The following is an 11,347-nucleotide window of genomic DNA, read 5'->3' as shown; positions in this document are numbered from 1 at the left end:
AGTACGAACTAAATGAACGGAAGGGTGACGGCCCTCACAGGGCGGGAGATAGTCACCGACAACCCCCGGACGTGAGCCGCACGCCGGATGATGCCGACGACGTCGTCAAGGAGGGCAGCCGTGACCAGTAAAACCGATACGGCACCTGCCGCTCCCGCTGCCAAGCGGGACCGCACCCACTACCTGTACATCGCGGTGATTGTCGCCGTGGCCGCCGGCATCGCCGTGGGTCTGATCGCCCCCGACTTCGCCGTCGAGCTGAAGCCGATCGGTACCGGCTTCGTGAACCTGATCAAGATGATGATCTCCCCGATCATCTTCTGCACGATCGTGCTGGGCATCGGCTCGGTGCGCAAGGCCGCCAAGGTCGGCGCGGTAGGTGGCATCGCGCTCGGCTACTTCGTGGCCATGTCGTTCGTCGCGCTGGCCATCGGCCTCGTCGTCGGCAACATCCTGGAGCCCGGTACGGGTCTCGCCGTGACCGACGCGGTCAAGGACGCGGGTCAGGGCCAGGTCACCGAGGCGAAGAACACCGAGGAGTTCCTGCTCGGGATCATCCCGACCACGATCGTCTCCGCGTTCACCGGCGGAGAGGTGCTGCAGACGCTGCTCATCGCGCTGCTCGCCGGGTTCGCGCTGCAGGCGATGGGTTCGTCCGGCGCGCCGATCCTGCGAGGCGTGGAGCACATCCAGCGCCTCGTCTTCCGCATCCTCGCGATGGTGATGTGGGCGGCGCCCATCGGAGCGTTCGGCGCCATCGCGGCGGTCACCGGCTCGGCCGGTGTGGACGCCCTGAAGAGCCTCGCCGTGCTGATGCTCGGCTTCTACGTCACCTGTTTCCTCTTCGTCTTCATCGTGCTCGGCGCGATGCTGCGACTCGTCGCGGGCCTGAACATCTTCACGCTGTTCAAGTACCTGGGCCGTGAGTTCCTGCTGATCCTGTCCACCTCCTCCTCCGAGTCCGCCCTGCCGCGGCTCATCGCGAAGATGGAGCACCTGGGTGTCAGCAAGCCGGTCGTCGGCATCACCGTTCCGACCGGTTACTCCTTCAACCTCGACGGCACCATGATCTACATGACCATGGCCTCGCTGTTCATCGCCGACGCCATGGGTACGCCGATGTCGGTCGGCGAGCAGATTCCGCTGCTGCTCTTCCTGCTGGTCGCCTCGAAGGGCGCGGCCGGTGTGACCGGAGCGGGGCTCGCCACCCTGGCGGGCGGGCTCGCCTCCCACAAGCCCGCGCTGGTGGACGGCATCGGCCTGATCGTCGGCATCGACCGGTTCATGAGCGAGGCGCGCGCCCTGACGAACTTCGCGGGCAACGCCGTGGCGACCGTGCTGATCGGCACGTGGACCAAGGAGATCGACAGGCAGCGGGTCGACGAGGTGCTCGCCGGGCAGTTGCCGTTCGACGAGACGACACTGCTGGACGACGGACACGGCGGGCACGACGACGCGGACTCCGCCTCGGTGGAGCTGCCGCAGCAGCCCGGCGGCGACAAGGCCCTCGCGAAGGCCTGACCGCCCCGGCGGGCGGGCCCCGGAAAGTCCCGGGACCCGCCCCACCCCAGAACCCCGGGCGGCTGGTTGGTTCCCCCGTCGCCGGCCGCCCGGACCACACCCCCTCCCCGGCCACCGGCAGACGCCCAGGTTTTCCCCGACCTGGCCGCCTGCCGGTGGCTTTTTCCCGTCCCGGAAGCCGAGGCCCACCTTCCAGGGACGCCCGCCCGGTCTTTTCAGGGGCGCGGGGAACCGCGCGAACAACCCCCACCGACCCGCGGTCAAGATCGCGCCGGACGTCCGGCTCTCCCAGGGGCGCGGGGAACTGCGCGCCCGGCCCCCACCGGCCCGCGGTCGAAACACGGCGGAGACCCAGCCCTCCCGGGGGCGCGGGGAACTGCGCAAACACCCCCACCGGCCGGAGGCACCTGCTCGCTTACCTCCAGCTCAGTATCTGAGCAAAAAGTGGGCTCTTGTGGGGAGTTGGGCCCACCCAGAGCATGGTCCCCATGACAAGTGACCTTGAGAAGACCCCCGTCGCGGTCCTGGGCCTCGGTGCCATGGGACACGCCCTCGCCACCGCCTTCCTGACAGCCGGCCACCCCACCACCGTATGGAACCGCTCCGCGGCCAAGGCGGACGGACTCGTCACCCGGGGCGCGGCCCGGGCCACGAGCGCGGCCGAGGCGGTACGGGCGGCCGAGCTGGTCGTGGTCTGCGTGGTCGACTACGACGCGGCCGAGGCGGTCCTCGACGCCGTCGCGGACGAACTGCCCGGCCGCGTCCTGGTCAATCTCACCTCGGACACCCCCCTCCGCTCCCGCGCGACCGCCGCCTGGGCGGCCGAGCGCGGTGTCGACTACCTCGACGGCTCGATCATGGTGCCGGTCCCGATGGTCGGGCACCCCGAGGCGCTGATCTTCTACAGCGGTCCGCGGGCCGCGTACGACAGGTTCGAGCCGGCGCTGAAGGCGCTGGGCGGCAGGCCCGCCCACCTCGGCGAGGACCACGGGCTCGCCGCCGTCCACGACCTGGCCCTGCTCGACTACTTCTACTCCTCGATCTCCGGCCTGCTGCACGCGTTCGCGCTGGCGGGCGCCGACGGGGTGCGGGCGGCCGATCTGCTGCCGTATCTGGGCACCATCACCGGCATCCTGCCGGCCCTGGCCGCCGAGGCCGCCCGGGACGTCGACGCGGGCAGCCACCCGGGCGACGAGGCCAACCTCGGCATGATGGCGACCGGCGTCGGCCACGTCCTGGAGTGGGCCGAGCACCGCGGGCTCGACGTGAGCACCCTCCGCCCGGTCAAGGAGGTGTACGACAAGGCCGTCGCCCACGGTCACGCCGCCGACAGCTGGACGCGCACGATCGAGTTCCTGCGCGGCGACCGGGTGGCGCAGACCGTCTGACCCGTCCGCGGCTGCGGGGCGGCCCCGGATTCGGCTCGGCCCCGGATGCTGCTCGGCCCCGGCCGCGGGTCCGGCCCCGCGGCGCACGGGGTCAGGCGTGAGCGACGGGAGCGGGGTCCGTCGCCGCGTCCAGGCGCTCCGTCTCCTCCGGGGTCAGGTCCAGGTCGGCCGCGCCCGCCGAGTCCCGGATCGTGCTGGGGCGGCTGGCGCCCGGGATGGGCACCATGACGGGTGAGCGTGCCAACAGCCAGGCCAGGCAGAGCTGTTGGGGGCTGATTCCCCGGTCGCGGGCCACCGCGTGGAAGGCGTCCGCGATGCCCGTGCCGGAGCCGGAGCCGGAGCCGTCGGGTGGTGTCTGTCTGTCCAGCGCGCTGCGTGAGATCCCGCCCAGCGGACTCCACGGCAGGAAGGCGATGCCCAGTTCGGTGCAGAGCCGCAGTTCGGGGTCGCTGTCGCGCACGGCGGGGGAGTACTGGTTCTGGACGGAGACCAGCCGGTCGCCGAGGAGGGCGTGGGCGCGGCGGATCTGGTCGGTGGTGGTGTTGGAGACGCCCGCGTAGCGGATCTTGCCCTCGTCGAGCAGCTCGCGCAGCGCGCCCACCGATTCCTCGAAGGGGACGGCCGGGTCGGGCTTGTGCAGCTGGTACAGGCCGATCGCCTCCGTGCCGAGCCGCCGGAGCGAGGCCTCCGCCGCCGCCTTCAGGTGCCGGGGCGAGCCCGTCACCGTCCAGCCGCCGTCGGCGGGCCGCCCGCGGCCGCCCTTCGTGGCCACGAGGACATCGGCCGCGCCGGGGCCGTGGGCCGCGAGGGCGCGGGCCACGAGCCGTTCGTTGTGGCCGGGCTCGTCGCCGGGCAGATGGTACGAGTCCGCGGTGTCCAGCAGGGTGACGCCCGCGTCCAGGGCGGCGTGCACCGTGGCCAGCGCCCGCGCCTCGTCGGGCCGGCCCTCGACGGACAGGGGCATGGCACCGAGCCCGACGGCACTGGTCCGCCGGTCGCCGAGTGTGCGGTGGCGCATGTCAGCCGGCCGCCTTTCCGACGGTCTCGGCGACGGCGCGGGGGAGCCAGTCGCGTGCCCGGCCGAAGGAGAAGCCGAGGCGCGTGGCCCGCGCGTTGTCCATCCCGTACGAGCGGGAGAAGGACAGGGGCGAGAAGGGCCCGATGTCCACGCTGCGGAACACGGCCTTTCCGTCCGGGAGGTACGCGGTCACCGCCTCGCACAGGTCCTCGGTGGTGAGCGGTCCGTGGGACGCGGCGTTCACGGGCCCGGTGAACTCCCCGGCGACCGTCCACGCGAGGAAGTCGGCGATCTCCTCGACGTGGATGTACGTGGCCGGGTGGTTCACCGCCGGTACGGAGACCGGCTCGCCGGTGCGGATCCGATCGGCGTAGTGGCCGAGCCGCCCCGTGAAGTCGTCGTCGCCGCCCAGCACGTGGGCCACCCGCACGGCCACGTACGGGAACGGCGGATCCGCCGCGAAAACGGCTTCGGCCTGTCGCTTGCCCTCGCCGTAGTGGGCGTCGAGGAACTGCGGGTCGTCCCAGGGCAGTTCGGCGTCGACCGGGACCGTACGCGGGTCGACGGCGTCCTCGCGCACCGGCCGGGCCGAGTCCTCGTACTCGTACACCTCGACCGTGGACGTCATGACGTACCGCCGGGTGCGTCCCGCGAAGACCCGGCGGGCGATCCGCGCCTGGACGGGGGTGTAGCAGACCTGGTCGACGACGACGTCGAAGGTGCGTGCGCCGAGCGCCCGCTCCAGGGACTTCTCGTCATCGCGGTCGGCGATCAGGTGAATTGCCCCCGGCGGAGGCGCGGACGAGCCGCGATTGACGACCGTGACCCGGTCCCCGGCCAAAAGCAGACGGTCGATCAGCCGCTTGCCGAAATAGCGGTTGCCGCCTATGACACACACCTCGCGCACGGTGTTCCTCCCGTAATCCCATTCATGGTGGCCCGGTCCTGCGGTCATAATTCTCGTGGCGTACGAGTGAGGTCTGAAGGGGGAGACATGGGAGATCCGGTCGCGGCACCGAAAGAACCACGGCATCTGCGGGCCGCCGCCCACGAAACGTCGGCGGGCTTCGATTCGCTGGACCGGCAGATCCTGGAGCTGCTGCAGAGCGACGGCCGGATCAGGCTCAGTGAGCTGGGCCGCCGGGTCCGGCTGTCCCCGGCGGCCGTCGCCGAGCGGGTCCGCCGCCTGGAGCAGGCCGGTGTCGTCACCGGCTACGGCGCCCACGTCTCACCCGCCCGGCTCGGCTACGGGATCCAGGCCTTCATCCGGGTCGATCCGCACGGCGGCTACACCCTGAAGCACCCGAGGACGCTGGAGCTCCTCGCCCGTCCCGAGGTCACCGAGGCCCATCACGTCGTCGGTGAGGACTGCTGGATCCTCAAGGTCGCGGTCGAGGACACCATCCATCTGGAGGACGTCCTGGAGCAGACCTCGGCGCTCGGCCGTACGACGACCTCGATCGTCCTGTCGTCGCCGGTGGAGCGCAAACCGCTGCTGCCGCCCGTCACGCGCTGACGCGCGGGCCCGCTCTGTTTGCCTTGACGTCGGCGTCAAGGACTACCGTCGCGGCATGCGCATCGGCGAGCTGGCGGAGCGGGCCGGGACCACCACGAGGACGCTCAGGTACTACGAGTCACGGGGGCTGCTGCCCGCGCGGCGCGGGGACAACGGGTACCGGACGTACGACGAGGACGACCTGAGGCTGCTGCGGCAGATCAGGACGCTGCAGGACTTCGGGTTCGACCTGGAGGAGACGCGGCCCTTCGTGGAGTGTCTGCGGGCCGGACATCCGCAGGGCGACGCCTGTCCGGCCTCGCTCGCCGTGTACCGCCGCAAGCTGGGCGAACTCGACACGCTGATCGACGAGTTGCGGTCGGTGCGCGCGCAGGTCGGCGAGCAGCTGACGCGAGCCGAGCGGGCGATGGACGAGCTGGCGGCCGAGGCGGCGGTTCCGGGCGGTCCGGAACCCGCGTGTGCGGTGTTTCCCCGGGAGACGGCTCCCGGGGACCCGGCGGAGAAGACAGGGAGGCGGACGCGGTGATCAAGGCGGCAGGCGTGGCCGAGGTGACGGACGCGGACTTCGAAGCGGAGGTGATCGGGGCGGAGCTGCCCGTACTGGTGGAGTTCACCGCGGACTGGTGTCCCCCGTGCCGGCAGATCGCGCCGGTGCTGAGCGCCGTCGCCCGCGAGGAGGGCGACCGGCTCAAGGTGGTGCAGCTGGACGTGGACACGAACCCGCTGACCACGAACGCGTACGGGGTGCTGTCGATGCCCACCCTCATGGTGTTCCGTGACGGGCAGCCGGTGAAGTCGATGGTGGGCGCCCGGGCCAAGAGGCGGCTGCTGGAGGAGCTGGCGGACGTGCTCTGACCTTCCCGCAACCGACCGGAACCCACGGCACACAAAGAAATCCCCCGCAGGGAATTGCCTGCGGGGGATTTCTTTGCGTATATTGAATGGTTCGCGACTTCAGGAAATCAAGTCGCGGAGAAGTTCACTGAGCACAGTATATCCGGCCGGGAGCGGAATTGTCAAACAGGGCCTCAAACACAGACTCAACCACTGGATTTCCGGACGATGAATTGTGTCGTGAGCAGGAATTCATCGACGGCCTGTACGCGCGCGTCGACGCGCTGCGCGGCGGCACCGAGGCCTCGGTGACGGACGCACTCGCGCAGGGCAGCACCCCCATGCAGGCCCGCCTCGAACGGGACGTCCTCGTCGCCGAACGCTCCGGCCTGCTCGCCGCCCTCAACGCGGTCGACGGCTCGCTCTGCTTCGGCCGGATCGACCTCTCCACCGAGCCCTCGGCCCCGTCCGGGCCGGAAGAGCTCCCCACCGGACCCACCCATCACATCGGCCGCATCGGCATCCGCGCCGACGACGCCGAACACACCCCGGTCCTGATCGACTGGCGGGCCCCGGTCGCCCGGCCCTTCTACCTCGCCACCGGCCACACCCCCATGGGCCTGCGCCGCCGCCGGCACATCACCACCGACGGCCGTACCGTGACCGCCCTGCACGACGAGATCCTCGACCTGGGCGACCAGCGGCGCACCGGCCACGAGGACCCGACCGGGGACGCCGTGCTGCTCTCCGCCCTCAACTCCGCGCGCACCGGGCGCATGAGCGACATCGTGCAGACCATCCAGGCCGAACAGGACCGCATCATCCGCGCCCCGCACCGCGGGATCCTGGTGGTGGAGGGCGGCCCGGGCACCGGCAAGACGGCGGTGGCGCTGCACCGGGCGGCGTACCTCCTCTACGAGCACCGGGAACTGCTCGCCAAGCGTGCCGTCCTGATCGTCGGCCCGAACCCCGCCTTCCTCGGCTACATCGGCGAGGTCCTGCCCTCGCTCGGCGAGACGGGAGTCCTGCTCGCGACCCTCGGCGAGCTGTACCCCGGCGTGCGGGCGAGCGCGTCCGACACCCCCGAGGCCGCCGCGGTGAAGGGCCGCGCCGGCATGGCCGACGTCCTCGCCGCCGTCGTGCGCGACCGTCAGAGCCTGCCCGATCCGGTGATCACCATCGAGCACGACCGGGACGTCCTGATGCTCGACGCCGGTCTCGTGGGCGTCGCCCGTGAGCGCACCCGGGAACTGGACCTGCCGCACAACGTGGCCCGCGAGCACTTCGAGGGCCACATCCTCAACACCCTCACCGACATGCTCGCCGAGCGGATCGGCACGGACCCCTTCGACGGGACGAACCTGCTCGACCCCAGCGACATCACCCAGATCCGCGACGACCTCGCCGAGAACCGCGAAGTCTGGTCCGCCATCGACCGGTTGTGGCCCCGCGTCACCCCTCGGCGGCTGGTCGCGGACTTCCTCGCCGCACCCGACGTGTACCTCCCCGAGGCCGACGCGGACGCCGTGCGCCGCCCGGTGACACGGGCCTGGACCATTGCCGACGTCCCACTCCTCGACGAGGCCGCCGAACTCCTCGGCGAGGACGACCGGGTGGCGCGGGCGGCCGCCGAGCACGAGCGGGACCGGCAGGTCGCCTACGCGCAGGGCGTGCTGGACGTCTCCTACGCGTCGAGGACGTACGAGTTCGAGGACATCGACGAGGAGGACGCCGAGGTCCTGTCGGCACACGACATCATCGACGCCGAACGGATGGCCGAGCGCCACGAGGAGGACGACCACCGCAGCGCCGCCGAGCGGGCCGCCGCCGACCGGACCTGGGCGTTCGGGCACATCATCGTCGACGAGGCGCAGGAACTGTCGCCGATGGCGTGGCGGCTGCTGATGCGCCGCAGCCCCACACGGTCGATGACGCTCGTCGGCGATCCGGCCCAGACCGCCGAGGCGGCGGGCGTCGGCTCCTGGTCGGACATCCTCCACCCCTATGTCGAGGACCGCTGGGAGCACACGCGTCTCGCGGTCAACTACCGCACCCCTTCCGAGATCATGGACGTGGCGGCGGCCGTCCCGCGCGCCGAGCACGCGGACTTCGAACCGCCGAGTTCGGTGCGCTCGACGGGCGTACGTCCCTGGGTGCGTGAGAGCTCCGACCTGCCCGGTGCCGTGGAGAAGGCCGTCGTGGAGCTGACCCCCGCCGAGGGGCGGCTCGCGGTGATCGCGCCGCGTGATCTGCACGGGGCGCTGGCCGCGCGGCTCGACGGCATCGTGGTGGGGGAGCAGCCCGATCTGACGCGCGCGGTCGTGCTGCTGGATCCCCGGCAGGCCAAGGGGCTGGAGTTCGACGCGGTGCTGGTCGTCGAGCCGGGCCGCTTCGGGACCAGCGATCTCTATGTGGCCCTGACCCGGGCCACGCAGTCGTTGGGCATCGTGCACGCGGAACCACTGCCGAAGCCGTTGGAGGCGGCGCTGACGGAGACCGTCTGAGCCGCCCTTGCCCGGGGGCTGCGCCCCCAGACCCCCTGTCGCGCTTGCGCGCTCGTCCTCAAACGCCGGACGGGCTGAATCATCAGCCCGCTCGTCCTCGAACGCCGGGCAGGCTGAATCATCGGCCCGCTCGTCCTCTAACGCCGGACGCGCCGGATTTCCGGCCCGTCCGGCGTTCGAGGGGTGGGAAACCCTAAGCCGGCCGCAGCCACACCGTCGACAGGGGTGGCAGCGTGACGCGGATGCTCGCGGGGTGTCCGTGCCACGCCGTGTCGTCCGGCTTGAGGGGGCCGACGTTGCCGACGTCACTCCCGCCGTACCGCCCCGCATCCGTGTTCAGCACCTCGTGCCACGCGCTCACGTCGTCCGGCACCCCGAGCCGGTACTCGGGCCGCACCACCGGCGAGAAGTTGGAGACGGCGAGCAGCGGTGATCCGTCGGCGGCGTGCCGGAGGAAGGCGAGGACGTTGTCCTCCGCGGCGTCCCCGGCCACCCAGCCGAACCCGGCGGGATCGGTGTCGAGCTCCCAGAGCGCCGGAGCCTGCCGGTACACGGTGTTGAGGTCCCGGACCAGATCCCGTACACCCCGGTGGTCGGCCTCGGCCCCGTACGACGGGTCGAGGAGCCACCAGTCCGGGCCGTGCGCCTCCGACCACTCCGCGCCCTGGGCGAACTCCTGCCCCATGAAGAGGAGCTGCTTGCCGGGGTGGGCCCACATGAAGCCCAGGTACGCCCGCTGGGTGGCCCGCTGCTGCCACCAGTCGCCCGGCATCTTCGACACCAGCGACCGCTTGCCGTGCACGACCTCGTCGTGCGAGATGGGGAGCACGTAGTTCTCGCTGTACGCGTACACCATCGAGAACGTCATCTCGTGATGGTGGTACCTGCGGTGGACCGGCTCGTGGGAGACGTATCCCAGGGAGTCGTGCATCCAGCCCATGTTCCACTTCAGACCGAAGCCCAGCCCGCCGAAGCCGCCCGGCCCGATGTGGTGGGTGGCCCGGGTGACCCCGTCCCACGCCGTCGACTCCTCGGCGATGGTGACGACACCGGGCTCGCGCCGGTAGAGGGTGGCGTTCATCTCCTGGAGGAAGGCGACCGCGTCGAGGTTCTCCCGGCCGCCGTGGACGTTGGGGGTCCACTGGCCGGCTTCGCGCGAGTAGTCGAGGTACAGCATGGAGGCGACGGCGTCGACCCGCAGCCCGTCGATGTGGAACTCCTCGCACCAGTAGACGGCGTTGGCGACGAGGAAGTTGCGCACCTCCCGGCGCCCGTAGTCGAACTCGAGGGTTCCCCAGTCGGGGTGCGCGGCCCGCAGCGGGTCCTCGTGCTCGTACAGCGGCCGTCCGTCGAACTCGGCCAGTGCCCACTCGTCCCGGGGGAAGTGCGCGGGCACCCAGTCCATGATCACGCCGATGCCGGCCTGGTGCAGTGCGTCGACGAGGTACTTGAAGTCGTCGGGGGTGCCGAGGCGGGCGGTGGGCGCGTAGAAGCCGGTGACCTGGTAGCCCCAGGAGCCGCCGAAGGGGTGCTCGGCGACCGGCATCAGCTCGACGTGGGTGAAGCCCAGGTCGGCGATGTACCGGGGCAGCTGGTCCGCGAGTTGACGGTACGTCAGGCCCGGTCGCCAGGAGGCAAGATGGAGTTCGTACACGGAGAACGGCGCCTCGTGCGCGGGCCGGTCGGCCCGTCGCGCCATCCACTCCTCGTCCTGCCACTCGTGACGCGAGGTGTGGATGACGGAGGACGTGGCGGGCGGGACCTCGGTGCGCCGTGCCATCGGGTCGGCGCGCAGCGTCTTCGTCCCGTCGGGCCGGGTGATCTCGAACTTGTAGAGCTCTCCCTCGCCGACACCGGGAGCGAACAGCTCCCACACCCCGGAGGAGCCCAGCGACCGCATCGGGAACGCCGTCGCGTCCCAGAAGTTGAAGGTGCCGGCGACCCGCACACCGCGGGCGTTCGGCGCCCAGACGGAGAAGCGCGTGCCGGTGACGCCCTGGTGCTCCATCGGCTCCGCGCCGAGGACCGTCCACAGCTGCTCGTGCCGGCCCTCGCCGAACAGGTGCAGGTCGAGATCGCCGAGCGTGGGGAGGAACCGGTACGCGTCCTCGATCTCCTGCACCGTTCCTTCGTACTCCACCGTCAGGCGGTACTCCGGCACCGCCCGCAGTGGCAGCACGGCGGAGAAGAACCCGTCCCCGTCGTCGTGGAGTTCGGCCCGCAGCCCTTCGGCGACGACGGTCACGGAGAGCGCGTACGGCCGCAGCACCCGGAAGACCACTCCGTCGGCCACGGAGTGGGCCCCGAGCACGGAGTGCGGGTCATGGTGCGCGCCCCCGAGCAGCCGCTCCCGGTCCCCCCGGTCCAGCACGGCGAGGGACCGCACATCGCCCACAGGCTCCACTGCCACAACCGGCCCGGCCTCCGCGACCGGCCCGGCCTCCGCGACCGGCTCCGCCTCCGCGACCGGCTCCGCGGCCGCGGTCGGGGCCGGCTCCGCGACGAGGGCCGGTTCCGTGTCCCCGACCCGCTCCGTGAGGCCGCCGGGGCCGGCGACCGGCGAGGG

9 protein-coding genes are annotated in these 11,347 nt (G+C 71.4%); 6 read left to right on the top strand and 3 right to left on the bottom strand.

Features of this window, described 5'->3' with window-relative positions:
- The first annotated feature begins 120 nt into the window (after window positions 1–120).
- Window positions 121–1,521 carry a cation:dicarboxylate symporter family transporter gene (locus KUF83_RS23420; protein ID WP_217456769.1) on the top strand — a complete coding sequence of 467 codons (1,401 nt, stop codon included), beginning with the start codon at window positions 121–123 and terminating at the stop codon, window positions 1,519–1,521.
- Window positions 1,522–2,009: 488 nt separating this feature from the next.
- Entirely contained in the window at window positions 2,010–2,909 is a 900-nt protein-coding gene (locus KUF83_RS23415; RefSeq protein WP_254644271.1) for an NAD(P)-dependent oxidoreductase, read from the top strand.
- A gap of 91 nt (window positions 2,910–3,000) precedes the next feature.
- Here the strand turns inward: KUF83_RS23415 and KUF83_RS23410 are convergent, their stop codons facing one another.
- Both KUF83_RS23410 and KUF83_RS23405 read right to left on the bottom strand, forming a co-directional pair.
- A complete protein-coding gene (locus KUF83_RS23410; RefSeq protein ID WP_217456767.1) occupies window positions 3,001–3,927 on the bottom strand; it encodes an aldo/keto reductase in 927 nt (308 codons plus the stop codon).
- A 1-nt stretch (window position 3,928) separates the two neighbouring features.
- Complete coding sequence (locus KUF83_RS23405; RefSeq protein WP_308403110.1) at window positions 3,929–4,834, bottom strand: NAD-dependent epimerase/dehydratase family protein; 906 nt, start codon at window positions 4,832–4,834, stop codon at window positions 3,929–3,931.
- 87 nt (window positions 4,835–4,921) lie between these two features.
- On the opposite strand from KUF83_RS23405, the gene KUF83_RS23400 reads away from it, so the two are divergent.
- The 4 genes from KUF83_RS23400 (at window position 4,922) to KUF83_RS23385 (ending at window position 8,781) form a co-directional block, all read left to right on the top strand.
- Entirely contained in the window at window positions 4,922–5,443 is a 522-nt protein-coding gene (locus KUF83_RS23400; RefSeq protein WP_217456765.1) for an Lrp/AsnC family transcriptional regulator, read from the top strand.
- 55 nt (window positions 5,444–5,498) lie between these two features.
- Complete coding sequence (locus KUF83_RS23395; protein WP_217456764.1) at window positions 5,499–5,969, top strand: MerR family transcriptional regulator; 471 nt, start codon at window positions 5,499–5,501, stop codon at window positions 5,967–5,969.
- Window positions 5,966–6,298, top strand: a complete 333-nt coding sequence (locus KUF83_RS23390; RefSeq protein ID WP_308403108.1) for a thioredoxin domain-containing protein — start codon at window positions 5,966–5,968, stop codon at window positions 6,296–6,298. Before KUF83_RS23395 ends, KUF83_RS23390 begins: the two co-directional genes overlap by 4 nt.
- A gap of 158 nt (window positions 6,299–6,456) precedes the next feature.
- Window positions 6,457–8,781, top strand: coding sequence for an ATP-dependent DNA helicase (locus KUF83_RS23385; protein ID WP_374106140.1), 2,325 nt, complete (start codon window positions 6,457–6,459; stop codon window positions 8,779–8,781).
- Between the two features lie 193 nt (window positions 8,782–8,974).
- Here the strand turns inward: KUF83_RS23385 and glgB are convergent, their stop codons facing one another.
- A complete protein-coding gene (gene glgB / locus KUF83_RS23380; protein ID WP_308403112.1) occupies window positions 8,975–11,191 on the bottom strand; it encodes a 1,4-alpha-glucan branching enzyme in 2,217 nt (738 codons plus the stop codon).
- Window positions 11,192–11,347 lie beyond the last annotated feature (156 nt).

Origin of the sequence: Streptomyces sp. BV286 (assembly GCF_019090165.1) — a bacterium.
Classification (GTDB): Bacteria; Actinomycetota; Actinomycetes; order Streptomycetales; family Streptomycetaceae; genus Streptomyces.
The sequence above is the reverse complement of the archived record's forward strand: the minus strand, read 5'-3'. Positions and strand labels throughout refer to the sequence as shown.

Coding starts and splice junctions, on each gene's coding strand:
- KUF83_RS23415 (WP_254644271.1), top strand. CDS start 2,010: ATGACAAGTGACCTTGAGAAGACCCCCGTCGCGGTCCTGGGCCTCGGT.
- KUF83_RS23410 (WP_217456767.1), bottom strand. CDS start 3,927: ATGCGCCACCGCACACTCGGCGACCGGCGGACCAGTGCCGTCGGGCTC.
- KUF83_RS23400 (WP_217456765.1), top strand. CDS start 4,922: ATGGGAGATCCGGTCGCGGCACCGAAAGAACCACGGCATCTGCGGGCC.
- KUF83_RS23395 (WP_217456764.1), top strand. CDS start 5,499: ATGCGCATCGGCGAGCTGGCGGAGCGGGCCGGGACCACCACGAGGACG.